Source organism: Halalkalibacter sp. APA_J-10(15), from assembly GCF_023017105.1.
Classification (GTDB): Bacteria; Bacillota; Bacilli; order Bacillales; family Bacillaceae_D; genus Halalkalibacter.
In genome coordinates this window covers 78,958-103,747 of the sequence record NZ_JALKEV010000016.1, presented here as the reverse complement: position 1 = coordinate 103,747, position 24,790 = coordinate 78,958, and the positions used below count along the sequence as shown (strand labels likewise).

At 36.1% G+C, this 24,790-nt stretch carries 21 protein-coding genes; 18 read left to right on the top strand and 3 right to left on the bottom strand.

Going from position 1 to position 24,790, the window contains the following annotated elements; translation table 11 throughout:
* Positions 1-45 precede the first annotated feature (45 nt).
* The 5 genes from lysA to asnB all read left to right on the top strand — a co-directional run bounded on the left by lysA (position 46) and on the right by asnB (position 5,417).
* On the top strand, positions 46-1,365 hold the full coding sequence (lysA, locus tag MW695_RS17550; RefSeq protein ID WP_247106754.1) for a diaminopimelate decarboxylase: 1,320 nt from the start codon (positions 46-48) through the stop codon (positions 1,363-1,365).
* Between the two features lie 139 nt (positions 1,366-1,504).
* Positions 1,505-1,939: a peptidylprolyl isomerase gene (locus MW695_RS17545; protein WP_247106753.1), complete on the top strand. Its 435-nt coding sequence runs from the start codon at positions 1,505-1,507 to the stop codon at positions 1,937-1,939.
* Between the two features lie 197 nt (positions 1,940-2,136).
* The gene (locus MW695_RS17540; RefSeq protein WP_247106752.1) at positions 2,137-3,057 is read left to right on the top strand and encodes an NAD(P)/FAD-dependent oxidoreductase; all 921 of its coding nucleotides are present in this window, start codon (positions 2,137-2,139) and stop codon (positions 3,055-3,057) included.
* Between the two features lie 154 nt (positions 3,058-3,211).
* Positions 3,212-3,343, top strand: a complete 132-nt coding sequence (locus tag MW695_RS17535; RefSeq protein ID WP_247106751.1) for a YjcZ family sporulation protein — start codon at positions 3,212-3,214, stop codon at positions 3,341-3,343.
* Between the two features lie 187 nt (positions 3,344-3,530).
* A complete protein-coding gene (gene asnB, locus MW695_RS17530; protein WP_247106774.1) occupies positions 3,531-5,417 on the top strand; it encodes an asparagine synthase (glutamine-hydrolyzing) in 1,887 nt (628 codons plus the stop codon).
* 64 nt (positions 5,418-5,481) lie between these two features.
* Here the strand turns inward: asnB and MW695_RS17525 are convergent, their stop codons facing one another.
* A complete protein-coding gene (locus MW695_RS17525) occupies positions 5,482-6,537 on the bottom strand; it encodes a lactonase family protein (RefSeq protein ID WP_247106750.1) in 1,056 nt (351 codons plus the stop codon).
* Between the two features lie 126 nt (positions 6,538-6,663).
* Between MW695_RS17525 and MW695_RS17520 the strand changes: the two genes are divergently transcribed.
* Positions 6,664-7,419 (top strand): Cof-type HAD-IIB family hydrolase, encoded by a 756-nt coding sequence (locus MW695_RS17520; RefSeq protein ID WP_247106749.1) that lies wholly within the window; start codon positions 6,664-6,666, stop codon positions 7,417-7,419.
* Positions 7,420-7,551: 132 nt separating this feature from the next.
* Here the strand turns inward: MW695_RS17520 and hpaB are convergent, their stop codons facing one another.
* Positions 7,552-8,997 carry a 4-hydroxyphenylacetate 3-monooxygenase, oxygenase component gene (gene hpaB, locus MW695_RS17515; protein WP_247106748.1) on the bottom strand — a complete coding sequence of 482 codons (1,446 nt, stop codon included), beginning with the start codon at positions 8,995-8,997 and terminating at the stop codon, positions 7,552-7,554.
* 449 nt (positions 8,998-9,446) lie between these two features.
* Between hpaB and MW695_RS17510 the strand changes: the two genes are divergently transcribed.
* The 6 genes from MW695_RS17510 to MW695_RS17485 all read left to right on the top strand — a co-directional run bounded on the left by MW695_RS17510 (position 9,447) and on the right by MW695_RS17485 (position 17,128).
* Complete coding sequence (locus tag MW695_RS17510; RefSeq protein WP_247106747.1) at positions 9,447-11,030, top strand: response regulator transcription factor; 1,584 nt, start codon at positions 9,447-9,449, stop codon at positions 11,028-11,030.
* Between the two features lie 13 nt (positions 11,031-11,043).
* On the top strand, positions 11,044-12,795 hold the full coding sequence (locus tag MW695_RS17505; RefSeq protein ID WP_247106746.1) for a cache domain-containing sensor histidine kinase: 1,752 nt from the start codon (positions 11,044-11,046) through the stop codon (positions 12,793-12,795).
* Between the two features lie 635 nt (positions 12,796-13,430).
* Positions 13,431-14,294: an ABC transporter permease gene (locus tag MW695_RS17500; protein WP_081728007.1), complete on the top strand. Its 864-nt coding sequence runs from the start codon at positions 13,431-13,433 to the stop codon at positions 14,292-14,294.
* Between the two features lie 12 nt (positions 14,295-14,306).
* Complete coding sequence (locus MW695_RS17495) at positions 14,307-15,236, top strand: carbohydrate ABC transporter permease (RefSeq protein ID WP_247106745.1); 930 nt, start codon at positions 14,307-14,309, stop codon at positions 15,234-15,236.
* 79 nt (positions 15,237-15,315) lie between these two features.
* The gene (locus MW695_RS17490) at positions 15,316-16,320 is read left to right on the top strand and encodes an endo-1,4-beta-xylanase (protein WP_247106744.1); all 1,005 of its coding nucleotides are present in this window, start codon (positions 15,316-15,318) and stop codon (positions 16,318-16,320) included.
* Between the two features lie 151 nt (positions 16,321-16,471).
* Complete coding sequence (locus tag MW695_RS17485; protein ID WP_247106743.1) at positions 16,472-17,128, top strand: YesL family protein; 657 nt, start codon at positions 16,472-16,474, stop codon at positions 17,126-17,128.
* Between the two features lie 415 nt (positions 17,129-17,543).
* Here MW695_RS17485 and MW695_RS17480 read toward each other — a convergent pair whose 3' ends face one another.
* Complete coding sequence (locus MW695_RS17480; RefSeq protein ID WP_247106742.1) at positions 17,544-18,695, bottom strand: family 8 glycosyl hydrolase; 1,152 nt, start codon at positions 18,693-18,695, stop codon at positions 17,544-17,546.
* 196 nt (positions 18,696-18,891) lie between these two features.
* On the opposite strand from MW695_RS17480, the gene MW695_RS17475 reads away from it, so the two are divergent.
* The 6 genes from MW695_RS17475 (at position 18,892) to MW695_RS17450 (ending at position 24,754) form a co-directional block, all read left to right on the top strand.
* Positions 18,892-20,094, top strand: coding sequence for a redoxin domain-containing protein (locus tag MW695_RS17475; protein WP_247106741.1), 1,203 nt, complete (start codon positions 18,892-18,894; stop codon positions 20,092-20,094).
* 262 nt (positions 20,095-20,356) lie between these two features.
* Complete coding sequence (locus MW695_RS17470) at positions 20,357-21,043, top strand: GntR family transcriptional regulator (protein ID WP_247106740.1); 687 nt, start codon at positions 20,357-20,359, stop codon at positions 21,041-21,043.
* Between the two features lie 119 nt (positions 21,044-21,162).
* Positions 21,163-22,230, top strand: a complete 1,068-nt coding sequence (gene uxuA / locus MW695_RS17465; protein ID WP_247106739.1) for a mannonate dehydratase — start codon at positions 21,163-21,165, stop codon at positions 22,228-22,230.
* Between the two features lie 5 nt (positions 22,231-22,235).
* Positions 22,236-23,084 carry an SDR family oxidoreductase gene (locus MW695_RS17460; protein ID WP_247106738.1) on the top strand — a complete coding sequence of 283 codons (849 nt, stop codon included), beginning with the start codon at positions 22,236-22,238 and terminating at the stop codon, positions 23,082-23,084.
* 19 nt (positions 23,085-23,103) lie between these two features.
* Complete coding sequence (locus tag MW695_RS17455; protein WP_247106737.1) at positions 23,104-23,724, top strand: bifunctional 2-keto-4-hydroxyglutarate aldolase/2-keto-3-deoxy-6-phosphogluconate aldolase; 621 nt, start codon at positions 23,104-23,106, stop codon at positions 23,722-23,724.
* Between the two features lie 16 nt (positions 23,725-23,740).
* A complete protein-coding gene (locus tag MW695_RS17450; protein ID WP_247106736.1) occupies positions 23,741-24,754 on the top strand; it encodes a sugar kinase in 1,014 nt (337 codons plus the stop codon).
* Positions 24,755-24,790 lie beyond the last annotated feature (36 nt).

The following is a 24,790-nucleotide window of genomic DNA, read 5'->3' as shown; positions in this document are numbered from 1 at the left end:
TGAGGTCGATATTTCGATCGTTTTTGATAATAAGGAGAGAACTGTATGTATAGACATGGTACGAGTCAAGTGAATGAAAAAGGTCATTTAGAAGTCGGTGGCGTCGATATGGTTGATTTAGCTGATGAATATGGAACACCGTTGTTTGTCTATGATGTTGCTCTTATTCGTGAACGGGCTCATCAGTTTCAGGAGGCTTTTCGTCAAGCCAATATTCCGTATCAAGTTGCTTATGCTAGTAAAGCGTTTAGTTCAATTGCAATGTTCGAATTGGCTAATCATTTAGGCTTGAGCTTGGATGTCGTTTCAGGTGGTGAGTTATATACAGCAATTGAAGCTGAATTCCCAATGGAACGTGTCCATTTTCATGGCAATAATAAAAGTATAGAAGAATTAGAAATGGCAGTTGAGGCTAAAATTGGTTGTGTGGTCGTTGATAACTTTTATGAATTGGAGGAGTTAAGTCGAATTTGTAAGCTTCGAAAAGCACACATGCAAATTTTACTAAGAATTACTCCAGGTGTTGAGGCACATACTCATGATTATATTTCAACTGGTCAGGAAGATTCTAAATTCGGTTTTGATCTTACTAGTGGGCAAATTCATGAAGCGGTTAAACGTTCTCAAGACGATGAATCTCTAACATTACTAGGGTTGCATAGTCATATTGGTTCGCAAATTTTCGAAACATCAGGATTTGTCATGGCTGTTGAGAAAATGTTTGATTTACTAGAAGATTTAAAGGAGCAGTATAATTTTGTTCCTTCGGTTATGAATGTTGGAGGTGGGTTTGGCATTCGCTATGTGGATGGTGACAAACCATTACCACCCGGAAGTTATGTAAAAGAAATGGCTACTATTGTGAAGGAAAAAGCTAAAAATGCTGGTATGGTGATCCCGGAAATATGGATTGAGCCAGGACGTTCATTAGTCGGTGATGCTGGTACTACTTTATATTCAATTGGTTCACAAAAACAAATTCCAAACGTTCGACACTATTTAGCTGTAGATGGTGGAATGAGTGATAATTTACGACCTGCGCTATACCAAGCTGAGTATGAAGGTGTGTTAGCTAATCGAGCAAATGAAGACGCGACTGATACTTTTTCAATTGCTGGTAAATGCTGTGAGAGTGGTGATATGCTCATTTGGGATTTACCACTGCCTAAAGCAAAGCATGAAGACATTTTAGCTGTTTTTTGTACAGGTGCCTATGGTTATTCGATGGCTAACAATTATAATCGTATCCCACGACCTGCTGTTGTATTTGTTGAGAATGGAGAAGCGGTAGAAGTTATTGAGCGAGAAAGTTATCCAGATCTTGTGAGGAATGACCTTTCGTTACCTAATCATATGTTGAAATAGTGAATTTAAAAATGAAGGAGATGAAAAAGAATGACGTTTTCACCTCCTTTTCTCTTTAATAGGTCAAATACTGATTAGTCGCTTTTCTTATTTAAATCATGTAAAATAAGATGAACAATATTTGAGGAGGATTTTACATATGAAAAAAGGAAGTATTACTTTTGAGAATGGCGAAAAAATTGTCATTGAATTTTACGATAATGAAGCGCCAAAAACGGTTGAAAACTTTGAAAAGCTTGCGAATGAAGGATATTATAATGGATTAACCTTTCATAGAGTCATTCCTGGTTTTGTGGCACAAGGAGGCTGTCCAACTGGAAATGGAACGGGTGGTCCAGGATATACAATTAAATGTGAAACAGAAGGAAACCCTCATAAACACGTGGCAGGCTCGTTATCTATGGCACATGCGGGGAAAGATACGGGTGGTAGTCAGTTTTTTATCGTTCATGAGCCTCAGCCTCACTTAGACGGAGTACATACTGTGTTCGGACAAGTTGTAGAAGGTTTAGAGTCTGTTTATCGCATTAAACAAGGTGATGTAATGGCAGAAGTTAAAGTGTGGGAAGAATAATTTAGTTTAGGTTTGTTTCATATGATCGATCTCGATCGTATGGAACAAACCTTTTTTTGTTGGGCAAAATGTATATGATAAAACTGTAGCCTAACCTATTGAGGTGAAAACGTATCCCATCACGTAGGAGAGTACTGAAAAAGTATATGACGTAATAGTTACTTATGGTTTATCTTTATAATGGAAATACTTCTTATATGCTGATTTTAAGGAGTGATGGCAATCATATGTTTGATGTTATGATTATTGGAGGGGGTCCGAGTGGACTTTCAGCTGCTCTAGTTTTAGGCAGAGCTAAACGTTCTGTTTTAGTTATAGATAATGAACAAGCACGAAATTTAGTCGTTCAATCGTCACATGGTTTTTTAACACGAGATGCTATTTCACCAAAAGAATTACGCCAATTAGCTAAAAAAGAATTGAAGAAATACAAGACAGTCCAATTCTGTTACGGAACGGCTATTAACCTACAGCAAAGCCATTCAACTTTTACAATTGAGGTCGGAAGTCTTCAGTTTAGTGCAAAGAAGGTAATTGTAGCAAGCGGTTTAAAGGAGCAGCTTCCTAACATTAATGGGTTAAAGGATTTGTATGGAAAATATGTGTTTTCATGTCCGTATTGTGATGGATGGGAGCTTAGAGACCAGAAATTAACGGTTATAGGTAACGGGGATAAATTAATTGAGTATGTAAAATTAATCCGGCAATGGAGTAACGAAATTGAAATATTAACTGGCGGGCCAAGAACCTTCACTAATAAAGATTATGATGAGCTTAAACATAGACGAATACCGATCATGGAGGAGGAGATTTCGGGATTTTTTAGAGAACGAAATGAATTGCAAATAGCTCTTTCAAACGGAGTGGTGATTACTTGTGATGCGGCGTTTTTGCTGAAAACCAACGCAAAACAGCAGATGATCCTTCCCGAACATCTACAAGTTAAATTGAAGAAAAATGGCTCCTATGAGACGAGCCTGCACGGACAAACGATACAAAGAGGTCTTTATATCATTGGTGATGCTGCCAAACGTTTTACCGGTTTAGTTGGTGCAGCGAGTGAAGGCTATGAAGCTGGCGTGCATTTAAATAAAGAGCTCGTAGAAGAAGAGTGGTAGTCTTCAAGCCCACTTTAGTCACCAAATATTTGTAATATTCATTGAACGTTTATTTAGTCGAACCTGTTTATCATTTATGCATATGCTAGTATGAGCAGAAAAATCAATACACCTTAAATTGGTTTTCTGACATTCAATTTAGGAGGAGATTCGAATGGGTTACGGCTATGATTGCTATGGCTATGGTGCGCCAGTTGCTGGAACATCTCATGGTAAAGGCAGTGGATTTGTATTAATCGTTGTCTTGTTCATCTTGCTAATTATTGTTGGTTCAGCATGGTGCTAATGAATGATAACGTGTGCTTGGCGTTTATCGCCAAGCACTTTTTTGAATGGTCAAAAAATAGTGTGATTTAATTGTTATTCATTATTTTAGTTATGAGATGAAAGTTAATTCTATAATGGATTCTCGAATAAGATACCCATTATTTGGAGAGTATAGATTTAACTTAACATTTAAGGAATGATGAATGATGTGTGGATTTGTTGGTGTAATAGGGACAAACCTCCCTACGGATGAACAATTAAAGAAAATGGCAACTGTGATCACACATCGTGGTCCAGATGAAGTCGGCTATTATCGAGATCAATATATTAAATTAGGCTTTAGACGCTTAAGCATCATTGACTTAGAAAAAGGGCAACAGCCACTTACATTTGAAAATGGTCGTTACACGATAGTGTTTAATGGTGAAATTTATAATCATATAGAAATACGAAACGATTTAAAGCAACAGGGCATTACGTTTAGAACGGATTCTGATACTGAAACAATTGTAGCTTTATATAGTTTAAAAGAAGAAGAGGCTGTAAAAGAGCTACGAGGTATGTTTTCCTTTGTTATTTGGGATAAAGTAAAAAAAGAAATGTTTGCTGCGCGTGACCATTTTGGTATTAAGCCTTTTTTTTATTTAGAGAATCAAGGAAACATATATATGGCTTCTGAAATGAAATCTATAGTAGAAGTTTTTAAGGATGTTCAAGTACACACGCAGTCATTACAGCATTATTTAACCTTTCAGTACTCACCTGAGCCGCACACTTTAATTAAGAACATCATGAAATTAGAACCTGGTCACTACATGAAAAAGACATGGCAAGGAAAAGTAGATGTACAAGCGTATTGGAAACCTACCTTTGCACCCTCTAATGACTCGTATGAAAAGCAAAAGAAAAAAGTATTGGATGTGTTAAGGGAATCTGTACAATTTCATATGCGTAGTGATGTCCCAGTAGGATCTTTTTTATCTGGAGGCATTGATTCGACTGCAATCGTTGCATTAGCTAAGGAAGTGAATCCGTTCATTAAAACATTTAGTGTCGGTTTTGAAATTGAAGGTTTTAGTGAGGTTCATGTGGCAAAGAAAACGGCTGAAGCATTAAATGTAGAAAATATTGATTATGTGATTACTCCTGAAGAATATTTACAGCAATTGCCTAAGATTTTATGGCATATGGATGAGCCTGTTGCTGATCCAGCTGCTGTACCTCTTTACTTTGTTGCTAGAGAAGCAAGTAAGCATGTGAAGGTGGTACTTTCAGGTGAAGGAGCTGATGAATTATTTGCTGGCTACAATATATACAGAGAACCAGAATCATTGAAGCTGTTTTCATATATTCCTAAGAAGGGCAAGCTGTTATTACAGCAAATCGCGAAAATGCTACCAGAAGGGGTAAAGGGACGCGGTTTTATTGAACGTGGAACAACAGAATTAGAGCGTCGCTTCTTAGGAAATGCACATATTATGAGTGAATCTGAGAAAAAAGCCGTATTACGTTCTTATCAGAGAGAGAACGAATCGATTGATCATATTCAACCGATTTATGAACGGGCACATCACTATGATGAGGTGGCAAAAATGCAATACGTTGACCTTCATACTTGGTTAAGAGGCGATATTTTAGTGAAGGCTGATAAGATGACAATGGCTCATTCAGTAGAGTTAAGAGTACCATTTTTAGATAAGCAAGTGTTTGATGTGGCAAGACAAATTCAAACGAAGTATAAAATCTCTAATCATACGACGAAATACATTCTTCGTGATGCGATGAAGGAGATCATTCCAGAGCACATATTTATGCGTAGGAAATTAGGCTTTCCTGTACCGATTCGGTATTGGCTAAAAAATGAATGGTACGGTTGGGTATTACATCTAGTTAAGAAAAGTGAGACGGATTACTTGTTTGAAAAGGATGTTATTATTCGAATGCTTGAACTACATAGAAAGGGTGAGGGAGATTTCAGTCGAAAGCTGTGGGCTGTGATCGTGTTCATGGTTTGGCATCAATTGTATGTTGAAGGAGTAGAAGCATTTTCTGATGTGAGCATGAGTGATTCAGAAGAAGCACTTTTCTTATAAAGGAGAGATAAGCGCACTGAGCAGAGAGAATGTCCCAGGCAGTGCGCTTTTTTCATACCTTATGTTATTGATGGAGAAATTTCACACAAACAGGATTTGGTGCTTTCACCTGAACATTAGCTGACGTTAGTGAACCAGTTTGGTCATTAATATTGAAAAGGACAATATTACTCGTATCTCTATTCGCTGCTAAGAGGTATCTACCGCTTGGGTCAATGGTAAAGTCTCGAGGGTGTTCTCCACCTGTTGATGTAATCGCATTTCTTTTAACCTTACCTGTATGTTCATCAATCGTAAAGTGAGCAATACTATCGTGTCCACGGTTGGAAGCATAAATGAAACGGCCATTTTTTGATAAATGAATAGCTCCTCCTGTATTTTCACCGGTAAAGCCTTCAGGTAATGTGGATACGGTTTGGATTTCTTCTAGTAACCCTTGCTCGCTATCGTATGAAAATACAATGAGCTCTGAGCTTAACTCAGCATTTACGTATGCAAATTTTCCATCGTTTGAGAAACGAATGTGTCTAGGTCCAGATCCAGGTTTAACACTCATTTCTTTATGTAATTCTAACGTTTGGTTACGTAATTTGTATAAAGCAATTGTATCTGTTCCTAAGTCAACGACGGTGACATATTTTCCATCAGGAGTTAAACCAGCAAAATGAGCATGTGCCTTTTCTTGTCTAGCTTCGTTAGGTCCGTGACCTTCATGAGTTACTGTAGAATAGGAAGGCTGTAAAGAACCATCTGATAGAATAGGGTAAACATCTGCTTGTCCTTTATGATAATTTGCAGAAAATAATAAGTCATCTTTTTCATTTAATTGAACATGACAAGGAGAGCTCCCAACACTTAACTGTCGGTTCAACTCTGTTAATGAATGATCCTCATTAATCGAATATGCTACAACTCCGCCTTGTTCTCCTTCTTTTCCAACTGCATATAGATGTGAATTCGTTGAACTTAGCGTTAAGTATGTTGGGCCTTCTATTTCAGCAGCAACTTGTAAATTTTGAATAGTTGCTTCCTTAGGATTAAGCGATAAGCGATAAATTCCTTTGCTCTCTCCATTTGTGTATGTACCAACGTATGCTACAAAGGTTGTCTCGTTTGACACAATATCATCCTCCTTAGAAATTCTACTTTTACTATACCATTTACAACTTGAATTTGCCTAATAATTGATCCTATTCTACAATAAATGTATCTGTTGTAGATAACAATTGGAATGTGGAGGTTTAACATGGCAGAGAAGGCTGAGAAAGAAGTAAATATTAAATTAATTGCAATTGATATGGATGGAACACTATTGAATAAGGAGCATCAAATCTCTAATGAAAACCGAAATGCAATCAAGGCTGCGCAAGATCAAGGGATTCATGTAGTCATTAGTACAGGAAGAACGAGAATGACTCTGGATCCATTAATTGAAAATTTATCATTAAATTCTTATTTAATTACGGTTAATGGAAGTGAGGTTTGGGACGATTCACTTGAGCTCATTGAACGAAAAACCCTCGATTCAGATTTAGTTGAATATATGTGGCGTTTAAAGGAGAAGCACCAAACATATTGTTGGGCCGCTTCAGTGGATAATGTGTGGCGCGAGGTATTTCCGGCAGAAGATATTCATTCCCATGAATGGATGAAATTTGGGTTTGACATTGAAGATGATAGAATCAGAGAACTAATATATGAAGATTTATCAAAATTAGGTACGCTAGAAATTACAAATTCCAGCCCGACTAATTTAGAAATTAATGCAATCGGTGTTAACAAGGCAAAGGCTATAGAATTTGTGTGTCATAAGTTAGGGTTCACTTTGGAAAATGTTATGGCAATAGGTGATAGTATTAATGATTTAGCGATGATTCAAGAGGCTAGAATGGGTGTGGCTATGGGAAATGCACAAGAGGTAGTAAAGGAAGCTGCAAATTGGATTTCATCAAGTCATGAAGAAGATGGTGTTGCGAAAGCGATTCAAACGTGGTGCTTGTAGAAAAGTTTAAAAAAGTTTAGTAATAGAAAAGCCAACCTTATTCTTCACTTAAAATATGAAAAAGGTAAAGGCACTTAAAAAGGTTAAAACCAAACTTTTTCAGTGCCTTTACGCTTGTATTTTGACTTTTAACTATTCTTTTAAAAAATGATGAATATGATTAGTGAATGGTTCTTTTGGATAGGCTTGATAAAGCGCCGAAGCGAGTCGTATAGGGTCTCCAAAAAAGTACCTTTCATATTGCGTTTGTCTTGAACCAAAGGCACTCATCGTTAAGTCCCACGCTAATCTTGAAAGCTGAACCTTCTTTTTTCCATCCGATGTTTGAGAACGTAAATAATGCTCAAGGGATAACGTTGGATCTAGTTCGAAATCAGCCTCAGTAGGAAGAGAAATCAGTCCGCTTGCTCCTATTTGCTGGAGGAAGTCAGTCATTTTAGGGTACATTTTTTGATAAAATGTTGAAGCGGTCATAAGTGGAGTTGCTAATGGTACCATCATGCCATAAGCATTAGGCGATGCTTTTTGTTCAGCACGAAAGAGTAGAGCTTTCATGATTTCTAACGTTACAATTATTTCGCTTATTTTTTCTTGGATATGCTGGTATTGGGTAATGGCTATAGACGAAGCTAGTGCTTCACTGATTCCTAGTAAAAATTCAGTTTTAATAATTTGTCGAGATACTGCTTGGAAAAGAAGCATCATATTGAGATCCGTTTGTTGAAAAACTGTTTTAGCTCGTTCGCAATCATTGTAAAAGAATATACGATCCCAAGGGATCAGAACATGATCAAAGACAACGACCGTATCAATTTCATCAAACCTTGAGCTAAGTGGATAGTTATATGAATTGTTATTTGTTGAAGTCGAGTAAGGCTCTCGACAATAAAAACGCACGCCTTTTGTGTTGGAAGAAATGGTGAACGCAAATGCATACCACGGTTCCATTATTGTACTTGCTGCAGGGAGTACGAGAATCTCATCCGTTATACCACCCTGTGTTGCAAGCAATCTAGCTCCATGAATGATAATCCCTTCCTCTGTTTCATGCAGCATTCGAGCTGCAACAATCTCTTCCTCTTTTAAATCATTTAAGTATTCAGTATAGTGTGTTGATCTATTTGTTTGTGGATTTACGAATGAATGAGTATATGATAGGTCATTTTCGATTGCACGTTCTAATGCAGAAGAAAGGTTTTTTTGAAATCGAGTATCAAAGAAAGACTTGGACTGACTTAATGTCATAATAGCAGTGTGAATATAATCAGGAGAACGGCCGATCGTTCCTCCATTTGTTCGAGCGATTAATTGAGTTGCTTGCCTTCTTTTTTGTAAATCGTCAATCGTTTTTGGTGTCTGAAAAGATATTTTATTGTATATACCATTGTTGAAGTAGGTCAATTTCGCCTGGTACGCTTCATCGTGATACATATTATAGATGTGTTCTTTAGTTCCTAAAATTCCTTTAAATGCTGGATGTTCTGAGATTTTCCCTAGGATTCTTTCACCTGCAACCCAAACGTCATTATTCATTTGATCTAAGCGGTTAATAAATTGTTTACCTGATAAGAGAGTCATTTTACCCACACCTTTACTTTTGATGTGCTTTATTATATTTAGACAAAAAGGATTCAGCTATTTATATGTTGTTAACCACTAACACATGCAATCAATTTCCTTGAAATGACCCATGTTTCCATAGTTAAGTTGAAAATTTGTTAATTTAATTAGGTTAATACTAAAGTTTTTATAGTTCGAAAACCCTTTAAATTGATTATAATAATTTGTACATATTTTTTTATGATTACTCTTCACTTGCAAACGATTACATTTGAAGAAATTGTCACTAAATAGTTAAGAAAATGATAAAACCTCTTAAGGAGCCTTGCTTCATAGGAGGTTTTGCTTCCATTTAAGGAAACTGGATGCTGTAACATTATTTATGGAATCGTTTTCAATCAGCCTGAAAAGTAATACAATAGAGACATAGTTGTTTTAAGTCTTCCTGCGTGAAAGGGGTCAAAAAAATGCTAAATAAAGTAATTTTAGTAGATGATGAACAGTTTGTAAGAATTGGTTTAAAGAACCTTATTAATTGGGAGGACTGTGGGTATGAAGTATGTGCAGAAGCAGATAATGGTGAAGGAGCACTACAAAAAATAGAAGAATACGAACCAGATGTTGTTATAACAGATATAAGAATGCCTGTTTTGGATGGATTAGAATTGATACGATCAGTTATCGAAGAAAAACGATTAAATACAAAATTTATTATACTAAGTGGATATAGTGATTTTAAATATGCACAAAAAGCAGTTCGGTATGGGGTATATGATTTCATTTTAAAACCAATAGAAAAGGAAGAATTAGAAGATACATTAAAGCAGCTAGCAACAACACTAAAAGAAGAGAAAGTGATGAAACAAAATAATGAAAAAGTACAAATTTCAACGAAATTAGAAGAATTAATAAGTGGAAAAAGCGAATATGTCCATGACTTTCATGATATTTTACAGTCACAAAAAGCAAGTTGTTTTTATTATTTAATTGTAGAAGTAAATACAGCATCGCTTGAAGAGGAAGAAGATATATGGTTTCAAAATGAACAAATTAAAATCGAGCATGTCATAGGAGAGCTATTATCAGATAAGATACCTTTACCTATAAGGAATCATCAACGTCATAGCTATGGAATGGTGATTTCTGATGCTTTATTTTATCGTTGCATGAACTCACTCGATATTTTTATTGAAAAATTACAAGAATTATTGGAACGACGTTTAGAGAAAGCGATATCACTTTATATTGGACAACGAGTAGAAAATCTTGAAAATGTATCGATTTCATTTGAAACAGCCAATGTTACGATGCAATATAAATATACGATATTAAATCATCGTCCACTTTTTTTCAAAGACATAGAAGAGAAAGCGATTAATCATACTGAAATGGAGACGTCGATTTATCACACTCTATTGGCAGCAATTGAGGAGAACAATCAAGGTGAGGCTCTATCAGCGGTCGATATCATGTTTGAAGAGTTTCAGTCAAAGTTATTTGCTCCAGAAGCGATTAAGACATCGATTAATAGATGTATTCATAGTGTGATAAAAACAATTCGAAGCATGGAAGGTGATGAGAGTGAATTAACAAAATTACCATTCATGTTAAGGTGGCATCACTACTCACTTACTTTTGAACAACTAAAGGAAATGTTTATTCATTTTGTCGTAGAAACATCCAATTATTTAATAGAGTTAAGAAAGCAGAATGGAAAGGGCGATATTCAAAAGGTCAAAAAATACATTGAAGCCAATTTCCATAAAAATATTAGTTTAAAAAGTATAGCGACTCAGTTTTTTATGAATCCAGTTTATATGGGACAATTATTTAAGAAAGCTTACGGAATGTATTTCAAGGAATATTTACTAGAAGTGAGGATAGAGGAAGCAAAGAGGCTATTACGACAAACGAATTTACGGGTGTATGAAATTGCTGAGAAGGTTGGTTTCCAAAGTCCAGATTATTTTGTAACACAGTTTGAGAAAATTAAGAAAATGACACCTACTGAATATCGAAATCAAATTCTTAAAGAAAGTGATACGAAATAAAAGAGGGTTATCCATGAAGAAATTTCATCTGAATAATATTAACTTAAAAAATAAATTGTTAATCATTTATTTTTTCTCCGTTTTTATTCCGATATTATTAACGAATATTATTTTTTATCATGTGACAATTAGTAATGTGAAGAAGCAAAAGGAGGCAGATTTAACATTAGCAGTAGAGCATATGGCTGATAGCTTTGAACGAGTTGTGAATGATGCTATAGGTATTTCGTCGACATTATATACGGATAAGCTATTACATGACTTCCTTGAAAAAGATTATGAATCGATCGTTGAGTATGTTCAGGATTATGATAATGTCTGGCGGAATTATAAGTACAGTGCTCTATATAATTCCATCCAGAATATATTATTATATACTGATAATCCAACGGTTTTGTATGCAGGTGGTGTACGGAACGTAACTGAAAGTGCTGCTACTAAGGAATGGATTCATGACGTGTTACAGTCGACATCTTATATGCCTAGAGTTATACGAACAGTTGACGAAAATAGCCCTGAAACGAATGTTTTTAGTATTGTAAGGATACTTAATCACTTTCACAGTAATACAAAAGTCAAAATTGTTAAAATAGACTTAAATACAGAAATGATCAGAAAAGCGTTTGAAAATGCAACGTTTCAAGGAGACGTGTATTTAGTTAATAAGCAAAATGAAATCCTTTACAGTACGGAGTTAAATGAAATTGAAACAGACAATCGTATTTTCTCGGAAAAGTATGTTTCAGCGGATTCGTTGCTTTTTTCTGAAACGTACCATGATCATTATATGGAAAATTGGCAAGTCATTGGTGTGGTTTCTGAAAGTGTAGCGCTTGAGGAGGCGCACAATTCTAGACGGTTTATTTTTATTATGGCCTCGATTAATTTCTTTGTACCATCCTTTATTATTATTTATATAACAAGCTCACTTCATGTTCGTTTACTACGAATTCTTCGAAAGATGAAAAGAGTAAAAAATCAAAAGTTTGATATTATTGAAGGAGTTGAGTACAAAGATGAGATAGGTCAATTAACATCAGAGTTTAATCATATGTCTAAGAAGATAAAAGACTTAATCAATGATGTATACATTGCCAATATTCAAAAGAAAGATTTGGAGTTAAAAAGTAAGCAGGCGCAGTTAAGCGCATTACAAAGTCAAATTAATCCGCATTTCTTATTTAATTCGTTAGAGACAATTCGTATGCGAAGTATGTTAAAAGATGAAAACGAAACGGCTCATATCATAAAGAACATGGCTAAGATATTGCGAAATTCAATTTCTTGGGGCAAGGAGTGGGTTCGTGTAGAAGAGGAAGTAAAAATGCTTGAGTACTTCTTAGAAATACAGCAGTATCGTTTCGGTGAAAAGCTAAGCTATCATGTTCAATTGGATGAGAATGTTAAAGGTTGTATGGTACCAAATATGGCTTTCACTCCATTTGTAGAAAATGCAAGTATTCATGGAGTTGAACCGAAGTTAGGGAATGGTTTTATCACGGTTAAGATTATGAAATCCCAGGATTACATCGTATGTACGGTGACAGATAATGGTGTAGGAATGGAGCAATCATTTCTTAAGGATTATTTACATTCATTAGAAGCTGATGAATCAATGGGAGATCGGGTTGGTATTCGAAACGTATATTATCGGATGAAATTACTATATGGCGATCAGTTTTCATTCAAAATGGTAAGTGAATTAGGGAAAGGAACTACAGTAGAAATCATATGCCCAGCTAGTAATGAAATGAAACCCTCGTAGTTTGTATAAGCTACTTTGAGAGTCAACCTTACTCAAAGTAGCTTATTTGTATGTTTAATGTGACAGTCTCCAACGGCGTAGAGAACGATTTGCTAAAGCAATGTGATTTGTGAGCGGACGGGACGGTGTGGCCGAATCCAGCAGGAGGAGAGAGCAAGCTAAAATCCACTGGCTTAGCATGTTAGTTCAGTGCCCACCTCGCCTGCAGGAGCTTTCCCCCCATCCCGGTAGAGGGAGCGTGGTTTTTTTTAACTTTTTGTAAACATTTATTCTGTAATGAATATTTTCAGGATTTCCTAAGTATGAAGTGGATGAAAAAGAAAAATTATTGTCGGATGGAGTACTAAATTAATTTTTCAAAGTAAGAACTATAGTTTTAATGGTCGTTGAAATGAATTGTAAGCGGTAAAATAACAGTATTAGTTGAAATCGCTTACAGATGGAGCTTTAGATTAAAAGGGGGAAATGAAGTAGAGAATTAGTAAGTTAAGGATGAAATGTAAGAAGGAGTTTAAGGAGGGATAGCATTGAGTTTACAAAGTCAGCCATCACCTGAAATACCAACCATTCAGAAGAAAGAATCAAAGCTAAAACAAACATTAAGGCTATGTTCTAAACAAAAAGCGCTTTTAGTTATGACAGTCCCATTTATTATTTGGGTTTTAATATTTCGCTACTTACCGGTTTGGGGCTGGACGATGGCCTTCCAAGACTACCGACCTGCTAGAAGTTTTACAGAACAGGAATGGGTAGGTCTAGATCATTTTATGTTTTTGTTTCAAGATAATGCGTTTTTAATCGTATTACGAAATACGTTTGCGATGAGTTTTATTAATATGGTTTTAGGATTTGTTACAGCAATTGGCTTAGCTGTTCTTTTAAATGAAATTCGAAATGTAGGATTTAGACGAATTGTACAAACTATTAGTTACATGCCTCACTTCTTATCGTGGGTGGTAGCGGCTAGTATTGTATCTTATACACTATCGTTAGAAAATGGTATCGTGAATATCCTCTTGACAAATTTACGTATTATTGACGAACCTATTTTGTGGCTTGGAGTAGGAGAGTATTTCTGGGGGATTATTGGTGCAGCGGAAACATGGAAAAATGTAGGATGGAATACAATTATTTATTTAGCTGCTATAGCAATGATTGATCAATCACAGTATGAAGCAGCTGAAATAGATGGTGCATCGCGTATCCAAAGAATTATGCATATTACGATTCCAGCTATGAAACCAGTTATTATTATTTTAGTTATCATGAACTTAGGTTACATTCTTGAGTCTGGGTTCGAACCGCAATATTTATTAGGAAACCCGATGAACTATCATTATTCTGAGAACATTGATATTTTTGTATTGAAATATGGTATTTCAATGGGGAACTTCTCGCTTGCAACTGCGGCTGGTATCTTCAAAACAGTTGTAGCCTTTGTCTTCTTATTTGCAGCGAATGGGTTAGCGAAAAAATTTGGTCAGGCGAGATTATTCTAAAGGAGGTGCGCCATGGGTCTGTTTAATAAAAAGAAAAGAAATATTCGTAGAACACGAGAAGATTATATATTTGATACATTGAATACGATATTCATGATTTTACTATGTGTCGTGATGCTTTATCCATTTTTAAATACGCTGGCGATCTCACTGAATGATGCGTCTGATTCCATTCGGGGTGGCATTTACCTTTGGCCAAGGGAGTTCTCATTTAAGAGTTATGAGCATGTTTTCGGTCAAACAGCTATTTATCAGGCAACATTCATTAGTGTGTTGCGTACAGTGGTGGGTACTGTTTTATCTTTACTATTTACAGCGATGGTTGCGTATGCAATTAGTCGAAAAGAATTTGTATTTAGAAGATCATTTACGATTATCTTTGTATTAACCATGTATTTTAACGGTGGCTTAATTCCAACATTTTTGTTAATGCGTGACTTACACTTAATTGGGAGTTTTTGGGTATATATTTTACCTGGATTAATTAGTGCATTTAATTTGATTGTTATGCGCTCCTTCATTGATGGATTACCTGAGAGTTTATTTGAATCAGCTCGAATTGATGGCGGTGGTGATTTTACGATCTTTTTCCGAATTGTGCTGCCTCTTTCGTTACCAGTTCTTGCGACAGTTGCTTTGTTCGTAGCCGTTTTCCAATGGAATCAATGGTTTGATGTTTTCTTGTATAACTCAAGTATTCAATCTCTAAGTACATTGCAATATGAATTAATGAAAATCTTACAAACGTCATCGATGTCAATGGGTGGAGGTTCTGCTACGAGTGGATTCGCTGATTCTCAATCAGGACAATCTGAGCGTGTTACACCAACATCCATTCGTGCTACGATGACGATTGTAGCAAGTGTTCCAATTATTATGGTCTATCCATTTTTACAAAAATATTTTGTTAAAGGTTTAACTTTAGGTGGGGTAAAGGAATAAGTAACGTGAAGTAAGGATGTCTCACTAAAAACGTTCTAGTAACGGTGAGGCATTCTTCTATTTGTTGGAGGAGATTATGATGAAAAAGGAAATACCACGATTAAAAGAAGTGTTTAAAGACGACTTTAAAATTGGAGCAGCGGTTAACAAATGGACGTTGCACTCGGCAAAGGATTTAGTAACAACACAGTTTAATAGCATCACAGCAGAAAATGAAATGAAACCAGAAATGCTACAGCCCGAAGAAGGAGAATTTGATTTTGATTATAGTGATCAACTTGTCTCCTTTGCAAACGAACATAATTTAGGTGTAAGAGGACATACACTTGTATGGCACAATCAATGTCCTAATTGGATGTTTAAGAATGAATCTGGACAAACGGTGGACCGGGAACGATTATTGAAGAGGATGGATCAACATATTGAAACAGTAGTAAGTCGTTATGTAAACCAGGTTTATAGCTGGGACGTAGTAAATGAGGTGATTGCAGATGAAGAGGATCGTTTTTTAAGACAATCTCAATGGCTTGAATTGGCAGGGGAAGAATTTATTGAGCGTGCTTTTCATACAGCAAATAAAGCCGATCCGAATGCAACACTTTTTTATAATGATTATAATGAATCTGATCCAATAAAACGAGATAAAATATATAAGCTTGTGAAATCATTGCTAGAAAAAAAAGTTCCTATTCATGGAGTAGGAATGCAAGCCCATTGGAATATTCACACTCCTTCCATTGAACATATACAACAAGCTATTGAATTGTATGCATCACTTGGTCTTGAAGTTCAGATAACTGAAATGGATCTTTCTGTTTTTTCTTGGGAGGATAAACGAACTGATTTATTGGCACCGACAAAGGAAATGCTCGCTTTACAGGAGAGACGTTATGAACAAATGTTCAACTTGTTTAGAGAGTATAGGGATGTCATAAGCTCTGTTACTTTTTGGGGAGGTGCAGATGATTATACTTGGTTATCTAACTTTCCAGTGAAAGGGAGAAAAAACTGGCCATTTTTATTTGATGAATATTTTAATCCTAAGCAATCTTTTTGGAAGGTCGTGCAGAAATCAGAGGGATGAATGTGAAAGAATCTATTTTTAAAGAAATAAAAAATGAATTCAATAGTGAAATCACTGAACTTGCTTTTTTACCTGTTTTACTCATAAGTGATAGATAGTTTATTCATTTGATCTATGATATAATGAAAAGGGATACATGGGAGGTGGTTTTATGAACAATCAAGAAGGTATGTGGGGGAGTTTTTATCGTATTTCAGAGAAAATCATGTATGCCTGCTATTTGAATTTTTTATGGATCATTTTCACGGTACTAGGCTTAGGTGTTTTTGGTTTTATGCCAGCAACAGTAGCTATGTATACCGTTTATCGAAAATTTTTAATGGGCGAATCTCATGTTAGAGTATTTAAACTATTTGCAACAACGTATAAAAATGAATTTATAAAGTCAAACCTATTTGGCCTCTTGTTAATCGTAGTTGGCTATGTCCTATATGTAGACTTTGTTTTTCTTTCCACTCTTAGTGGATTTGTTGGGACATTGTTAACAGGCGTGTTTTTAATTGCTGCACTTTTATATTTAATTTTGGTTCTTTATTTAATACCTGTTTATGTACACTTTGATTTGAAATTTTTTCAATATATTAAGCAATCGATATTAATTGGATTTATTAGTCCGTTCATAACTATATCTATGCTATTAGGTCTGTTTCTATTGTATTTGTTGTTTGATTTTATTCAAGGTTTAATACCTCTCTTTTTCTTTAGCGTGATCGGTTTCTGTATTATGGGGAATGCTCATGTTGCGTTTATGCGCTTAGAACGTAAAAAGGAAGCGTTGGAGGAAAAAACAGCAGAAAATGCATCTTAACATATGTATGTTTTAGTTGATTTTGAATAGTCTAATTTCATAATGCATTACCTAATGAGGAGAATAAGTAAGGGCACTGAAAAAGTTGACTTGTCAGTGTCAGTGCCCACGAAAGCTTCTTGTTAGGTTTTTATAATGGCTATTATTCACACCACGCATAGTTTTCATACGTTCTCTTAGTACGATAGAAAGAGCAAATGAAGAAGACTTATCCTACCTTAACACGCCCCTTTCCAACATCATGAAGAACATTCTTCACCTGTGCCATCTGCCTCACCGACGTTTTCTCATCCCGGGATTGGAGAAAGTATCGTTTATAGTTCGAGCTCACGTATTAAGCCGTATTTTACGATCTTGAATAATGAAAAAAGAAAAACCCGAACGAATTCGAATTTTTCCTTGAAACTAATTTCCATTAAGAGCCTTGCTTTGGAAAGTACATATTAAATTGTCCACTTAATGCAAGCATAGCAAATAGGTATAGGCAGTTATCATAATAACGCCTTTCTCCTTTTCTAACAGGAGTATTCCAAAAAAGCTCAACTGATGATTTAGCATCAGGGCCATCTGGTGATGCGAGCGCTGCCATTGCATTTGTTGCAAGTAAGCCTACTGGATGAAGCGACTTCTCTTCGAAAGGTTCTCCTTCAATTGTATAACGACGATAATCATCGGGTTCTATATTAGCAAAAAAGGATTGGATTTTTTCCGCTTCTTCCTGTGCCCAGTCGTTCTCGCCAAACCATTCACTATCAAGTCCAATATTTGCGGCAACACGATAGGAATCACTGAAAAAGTGGCCAAAGCCCCGAATATGATTTGGTTTGCCATCATAAAATGAGTATTCAGGTGCTAATCCTGTTATAGGATGGCAGGCTTTTGGTAAGTAGTGACGACTAGCTGTTGCAGCATTTTTCCAAAAGGAGCGATCTTCTTTATTAGCCCATAAGCTAAATAACTCATAGAAATGGGGGAGGTGATAAGAAGGATCAGTAAATTCACAGTTCGGTATAAATTTGATTAAATAATTATCTGGGTTCCACATCGGATATCCGTCATTATTTTCCCCTTTATGAATGCAGTCATGTAAAAGCTTTCTAGCTTGTTCTCCGTAATTAAACGGATTGGTTCGGTCACCCCAACGATGTGAAGCAAAAAATAATGCCATTGCAAAATATTCTTCACCATCTGACGCAGGTCCATAAGCAAGTTTTGTCCCATCTGGTTTACAAGACCAAGCAAAGTACCCTGCATTTTCACCACTATCCATATACATATAAGTCATGGTCCAGTTCCACAGTTTATCGAACATTGCTTGATCATTCATTTGAACAGCCATCATCATGCCGTACGACATTCCTTCAGTACGTACATCAACGTTACCTGTATCTAACATATAGGCGAGTGTATCATTGACCTCATAGTAAATTCTTGTGTCGTCATCTCCATGAAAAAGCTGATTCCATGTGACTGCAATACGTTGATTAATCTCTTCTGTAGAATATCCATAGTATTGAAAAAGATTACGGTATTCCCCAGAATAATAAGCACCTTTATGTGTTGTCATCTTTTTCCTCCTTATTCTCTTATTCCAAGCATTATAACAAAGGTTGTCCATAAGAAAACTAGTGAAAATATAGAACTCTCTTTGGAAAGTTTAGCTCATGATTAATCTAACTACTTGGTTAAACTCGTGTTGATCGTTTGACTTGTATACTTTTGAGTGTATAGTTTGAAAGAAAAGAGGATTTAGGAGGGAAGAGATGATGAACGATATTCAATTAGGATCACTTAATATACCAATAATATGGTTGTATATGGTAATGGCTCTTATTGTCGCAAATGTCGTTATGTACATGTTTGTGAAGTATAGAAACTATGATGAAAAATGGAAAATAGATGCGATATTTAATGCGTTATTTTATAGCTTCTTAACGTGGAAGTTTAGTTATGTTCTTTTCTATTTTAGCTATGTTTGGGACAACCCCCTTAGTGTGCTGTATTTTGACGGAGGACGAAGAGGTATCATTTTGGCTGTGATTGTATCTATTGTGTATCTTTATATTCAATCGAAGAAAAATAATGAATTAATGCGCGGTTATGTAAGGCTTTTGTTTATTTGTATGATTAGTGGATTAGCTGTTTTTGAGATTAGACACATACTAGAATTACCTTTTTATAGTATAGGGCAAATGATAGTAGCGAGTTTTGTTTTGATGTTTCTCTGGAATGATCGATTGTATTTAAGATTTTTATCCATCATCTATAGCTTATCCCAAGTACTCCTCGGTTTTTTCTATCCAGGTGATACATTGTTTTTAGTTTATCAATCACGTCAGTTGCTTTTTCTGATCATCAGTGTCTGCATACTTATTTCAATGTATCTACAATCGAGAGACAAAACCACTTCAAGGAAAAGGCTATCGACTTCTGTAACCCTTTTACTTGTTAGTGCTTTAAGCGTTGGTGTTATAGGGGATCATCTATTTGAAGAAGAGCATGAGAATCTGTTCGTTGCAGATGAAATCGAAATAGGTATTCAAATCGGTCAATATGCACCCGACATTCAGTTAGCCCAATTTGACGGAGAGAATAAAAGCTTATCTGATTTTCAAGGTGAGAAGGTTATTCTTAATTTTTGGGCGACATGGTGCCCGCCTTGTAGAGTTGAAATGCCACACATGCAAGAGTTCTATCAAGACTACGATGAGAAAGGGGTTAAGATTATTGCTGTTAATTTAACAACGCAAGAAGAAAACGTACACGTTGTTGAGCAAATTGTTCATAATGAACAGAAATTAACCTTTCCTGTTTTATTAGATAAAGAAGGAGAAGCAAGGCACTTATATGAAGCATATTATACTCCTACTACTTATTTTATTGATGAACATGGAGTGATTCGAGATAAAGTGATTGGTGCCGTTTCCTATGAAAGTTTAGAGACGATCATAAATAGAATGAAATAAGTAGGTAAATCTGTTGCTACTTTTCAATCTTCACCACACTAGGTCAATCGTTTATTTTCACTACGAAATAGAATAGCGCGAATAATCGGTTTAAAGACCCCTGATTAGAAGAAAGGTTTCGTTTTTATTTCGTATAATCGGCCATCAATATAGAGAGCATTAAAAAAAGATAGTTCTCTGAAAAAATGACTGTAAAACAGGAGATTTTCTTTCTTTCTTCATACTAGTATGGTAGTATGGTAATCAGAAAGGGGGTAGTCATATGATCATAGATCAAGGTATACGACAATCATTTTCATCAACGAGGGATTATGTCTACCATGTGCTTCGCGATAATATTATTACACTAAAGCTAGAACCAGGTACAAATATATCAGAAAAAGACATATCTGAACGGTTAAATGTAAGTAGAACCCCTGTAAGAGAAGCATTTTTAAAGCTTGTGCAAGATCAGTTACTTGAAGTGTACCCACAAAGGGGGTCATTTGTTACATTCATTGATTTAAATCATGTAGAAGAGGCTCGATTTATTCGTGAACATCTTGAACGTGCTGTACTTGAAACGGCTTGTGACGAGTTTGATCAATCAGCACTTGCTAAGCTAGAAGTTAACATACATATGCAAAGAAAATGTGTCGAAATGAAAGACTATGAACAGTTTTTTCAATTGGATGAACAATTTCATCAAACCATTGCTAGCGGTTGTAACAAAAATAGAGTCTGGAACATCATTCAACATGTGAATGTTCACTTGAATCGTGTTAGGCTTTTAAGCTTAGTTGAAAATTATGATTGGGACCCTATATTAGAGCAACATGAAATTTTATTAAAGGGTATTAAGCAAAAAAATAAATCAATAGTAAAAGAAATGATTATTAAGCATCTTTCAATAGTAAAAGAAGAACAAAAACGCTTATTCAAAGAATACCCTCATTATTTTGAGAAATAAGCAGAATAAGACAAAGCTAACATGTGTCAATAACGATATTATAGATGCATATCAACATTATTGTCGATTGCGTTGAAAACGTTTTTAAAATATTTATCGGTTGAAGGAGATGATGTGTGATGAGGATGGTATTTCGCTGGTTTGGTGAAGGGAATGATTTCATTCCGTTAGAACATATTAAGCAAGTTCCGGGAGTGGAGGGGCTCGTTTGGGCATTACATGATATTCCAGCTGGGGAAGCTTGGCCACTTGAAAGAATAAAGGAAGTGAAGCGACAAGCCAATCAATACGGATTCCATATTGATGTTGTTGAAAGTGTAAATATCCATGAAGATATTAAATTAGGCTTACCATCAAGAGATCAATATATTGAAAATTATATACAAACGATTGAACGATTAGCAGAGGTAGGAGTAAAAGTGATTTGCTACAACTTCATGCCAGTATTTGATTGGACTAGAACCGATTTATTCAAGGAGATGTCAGATGGTTCAACGGCTCTCTTTTTTGAAAACGCTAAAATTACTAATACTGATCCGATGGAACTTGTAAAGGAAATCGCTGAAAATTCGCATTTGACGATGCCAGGCTGGGAACCAGAACGCCTAAAGCACTTAACGAATTTGTTCAGACAATATGAAGGTGTAACAGAAGAAGATCTATGGAAGCATCTACACTATTTTCTTGAAAAAATTATTCCAGTAGCACGTAAACATGACATTAAGATGGCCATTCACCCTGATGATCCACCGTTTTCCGTTTTTGGACTACCAAGAATTATGACAAGTAAAAAAAATATTGAACGCTTCTTAAAACTAGTCGATGATCAATACAATGGATTGACGTTATGTAGTGGGTCTTTGGGAGCTAATCTTGAGAATAATGTAGCTGATATGGTCCGTTCATTTGCAGATCGTATCCATTTTGCACATATCCGTAACGTGAAAACCTTTGAAAATGGTGATTTTATTGAAACATCCCATCGGTCAGAAGATGGAACCGTTCATATTCTCGATATTATGAAAGCATATCATGATATTGATTTTACAGGGTATGCAAGGCCTGATCATGGTCGACATATTTGGGATGAAAAGTGTCGTCCAGGATATGGCTTATATGACCGTGCGTTAGGAATTATGTATTTATGGGGCATATGGGATGCATTAAATAAAGAAAAGGAGGCTTAATGTTCATGTTGGCTTACAATGAAAATTTAAAAGGAAAAGTAGCGGTCATTACAGGTGGGAGTGGAGTTCTTTGCGGGGCAATGGCTAGAGAGTTAGGTCGACAAGGGGTTAAAGTAGCGATTCTAAATAGAACCGCAGAAAAAGGAAAACGAGTAGAAGAAGATATCGTTCGTGAAGGTGGGACGGCACTAGCGATTGCATGTGATGTGTTGAGTATGGATAGTGTTCAAAAAGCAGAAGAGATGATATCTAGTCAATTAGGTGTTTGTGACATCTTAATCAACGGTGCAGGTGGTAATCATCCAGAGGGTACAACGACAAATGAAACGTTAAAGCGAGAAGATTTGAATAATCATGAGCTAAAAACGTTTTTTGATATGACGACTGAGGGATTTCAATTTGTTTTTAATTTAAATTTAATTGGAACGATTATTCCGACGCAAGTATTTGCCCAAAAAATGATGAATCAACCTGGCGCGACGATCATCAATATGTCATCAATGAGCGCACCTTCGCCTATGACAAAAGTGCCAGCCTATAGTGCTGCTAAAGCAGGTATCGAAAACTTTACCCAATGGCTAGCCGTTCACATGGCCGATGTAGGGATTAGAGTGAATGCAATCGCTCCGGGATTCTTTTTAACGGAGCAAAATCGGAAGCTATTAACGAATGAAGATGGCTCATTAACACCTCGTTCTGATAAGATTATCAGTCATACTCCGATGCGTCGCTTTGGTAAGCCTGAAGATTTGTTAGGAACGTTACTCTGGCTAGCGGATGAAAATATGTCAGGGTTCGTAACGGGTATTACAGTACCCGTAGATGGAGGATTTTTAGCCTATTCAGGTGTATAACGAGAGGAGAATAGAGAAAATGAAAAAATATGAAGTGTTAAAAGCAATTGAGCAAGCAGGAATTGTTGCAGTTGTAAGAGGTGATTCAGCAGAGGAAGCAGAACGGATATCTAGAGCATGTGTCAAAGGTGGAGTGAACATCATTGAACTGACGTATACAACGCCAAATGCCTCCAATGTGATTGAATCTTTATCAGGTACAGAAGGTTGTTTAGCTGGTGCGGGAACCGTGCTAGATGCAACAACTGCTCGTTTGGCCATTTTAGCAGGAGCAACGTTCATAGTCTCACCGGCATTTGATGAAGAGACTGCGAAGCTATGCAATTTGTATAAAGTTCCGTACATGCCTGGATGTATGACGATTACAGAAATCACACATGCGTTACAGGCTGGCGTTGATGTCATTAAGCTCTTTCCTGGACGAATGGCAGCACCAGCAATTGTGAAAGATATTAAGGCACCGTTACCACATGTTGATATCATGCCAACAGGCGGCGTAAGTTTAGAGAATGTTCAAGATTGGATTCAAGCAGGAGTGTGTGCGGTTGGAGTTGGTGGCCAATTAACGAAGGGAAGTTCTAATGACATTATTGAAACGGCTCAACAATTTGTCAATAAAATAAAAGAAATACGTTCTTGATGAAGGAGGAAGCTAAATGAAAAAGGTAGTTACTTTAGGAGAAATTTTGTTGAGGTTATCTCCTCCGGGGCATGATCGTATTTCAGGAAGTCAGTCGTTCGATGCGATTTACGGTGGAAGTGAAGGGAATGTTGCGGTCGCATTACAATCATTTGGTTTGCAAACATCGCTCGTATCGAAAATACCAGCACATGCAATTGGTGACGCGGCGATTCAATCATTTAACGCCTATGGAGTCGATACGTCTCACATTATTCGTGGTGGAGAACGACTTGGAACGTATTTCCTTGAAAATGGTTACTCCATTCGTTCGAGTAAAGTTGTTTATGATCGTAAGCACTCTGCTATTTCAGAGGCTCAGATTGAAGAATTTGATTTGGATGCTGTTTTTGATGGGGCTGAGCTTTTTCATGTATCAGGTATAACATTAGGTATTAGTGAACAAGCTTTTCGACTATCACAAGCATTTATGGAAGAAGCAGCTCGCCGTAAGATCCCTGTAAGCTTTGATTTTAATTATCGAGCTAAATTATGGTCAACCAATGAAGCGAAAAGTAAATTTCTACAAGTTCTCCCATACGTAGATGTAGCATTCGCAGGATTTCTCGATTTTACTACATTCCTAGGGTTAGATCACGCGTTAATAGAAGTTGCAGAAATAGAAGACTATCAAAAGATCTATAAGACTATTAATGAAACATTTGGTTTTCAATATATTGTTTCATCATTTCGAGATGTCATATCAGCCTCAAAAAATGACTATCAAGGACTTGTGTATAATGGCACATCGGAAGAAGTAAGCCTTTCTAAGAAATATAGTATCGACATTATTGATCGTGTTGGTGCGGGTGATGCCTTCACAGCTGGCTTCTTATATTCTTACTTGCTCAATAAGGATGATTTATACAAAGTAGAATTTTCTACTGCTGCTGCTGCGATTAAGCATACGATATTCGGTGATTCGTTGAAAGTGAACGTAGAAGAAGTAGAGAGCGTCTTTCAATCTGGAGCTTTTCACGTCCAACGCTAATGGTCAGTTAAGCCACACTCCTGTGTTTGTTAAAGG

Excerpts from the sequence above, each read along its gene's own strand:
- lysA (WP_247106754.1), top strand. The coding sequence starts at position 46 with ATGTATAGACATGGTACGAGTCAAGTGAATGAAAAAGGTCATTTAGAA.
- MW695_RS17545 (WP_247106753.1), top strand. The coding sequence starts at position 1,505 with ATGAAAAAAGGAAGTATTACTTTTGAGAATGGCGAAAAAATTGTCATT.
- MW695_RS17540 (WP_247106752.1), top strand. The coding sequence starts at position 2,137 with ATGCTGATTTTAAGGAGTGATGGCAATCATATGTTTGATGTTATGATT.
- MW695_RS17535 (WP_247106751.1), top strand. The coding sequence starts at position 3,212 with ATGGGTTACGGCTATGATTGCTATGGCTATGGTGCGCCAGTTGCTGGA.
- asnB (WP_247106774.1), top strand. The coding sequence starts at position 3,531 with ATGTGTGGATTTGTTGGTGTAATAGGGACAAACCTCCCTACGGATGAA.
- MW695_RS17520 (WP_247106749.1), top strand. The coding sequence starts at position 6,664 with ATGGCAGAGAAGGCTGAGAAAGAAGTAAATATTAAATTAATTGCAATT.
- hpaB (WP_247106748.1), bottom strand. The coding sequence starts at position 8,997 with ATGACTCTCTTATCAGGTAAACAATTTATTAACCGCTTAGATCAAATG.
- MW695_RS17510 (WP_247106747.1), top strand. The coding sequence starts at position 9,447 with ATGCTAAATAAAGTAATTTTAGTAGATGATGAACAGTTTGTAAGAATT.
- MW695_RS17505 (WP_247106746.1), top strand. The coding sequence starts at position 11,044 with ATGAAGAAATTTCATCTGAATAATATTAACTTAAAAAATAAATTGTTA.
- MW695_RS17500 (WP_081728007.1), top strand. The coding sequence starts at position 13,431 with ATGACAGTCCCATTTATTATTTGGGTTTTAATATTTCGCTACTTACCG.
- MW695_RS17495 (WP_247106745.1), top strand. The coding sequence starts at position 14,307 with ATGGGTCTGTTTAATAAAAAGAAAAGAAATATTCGTAGAACACGAGAA.
- MW695_RS17490 (WP_247106744.1), top strand. The coding sequence starts at position 15,316 with ATGAAAAAGGAAATACCACGATTAAAAGAAGTGTTTAAAGACGACTTT.
- MW695_RS17485 (WP_247106743.1), top strand. The coding sequence starts at position 16,472 with ATGAACAATCAAGAAGGTATGTGGGGGAGTTTTTATCGTATTTCAGAG.
- MW695_RS17480 (WP_247106742.1), bottom strand. The coding sequence starts at position 18,695 with ATGACAACACATAAAGGTGCTTATTATTCTGGGGAATACCGTAATCTT.
- MW695_RS17475 (WP_247106741.1), top strand. The coding sequence starts at position 18,892 with ATGATGAACGATATTCAATTAGGATCACTTAATATACCAATAATATGG.
- MW695_RS17470 (WP_247106740.1), top strand. The coding sequence starts at position 20,357 with ATGATCATAGATCAAGGTATACGACAATCATTTTCATCAACGAGGGAT.
- uxuA (WP_247106739.1), top strand. The coding sequence starts at position 21,163 with ATGAGGATGGTATTTCGCTGGTTTGGTGAAGGGAATGATTTCATTCCG.
- MW695_RS17460 (WP_247106738.1), top strand. The coding sequence starts at position 22,236 with ATGTTGGCTTACAATGAAAATTTAAAAGGAAAAGTAGCGGTCATTACA.
- MW695_RS17455 (WP_247106737.1), top strand. The coding sequence starts at position 23,104 with ATGAAAAAATATGAAGTGTTAAAAGCAATTGAGCAAGCAGGAATTGTT.
- MW695_RS17450 (WP_247106736.1), top strand. The coding sequence starts at position 23,741 with ATGAAAAAGGTAGTTACTTTAGGAGAAATTTTGTTGAGGTTATCTCCT.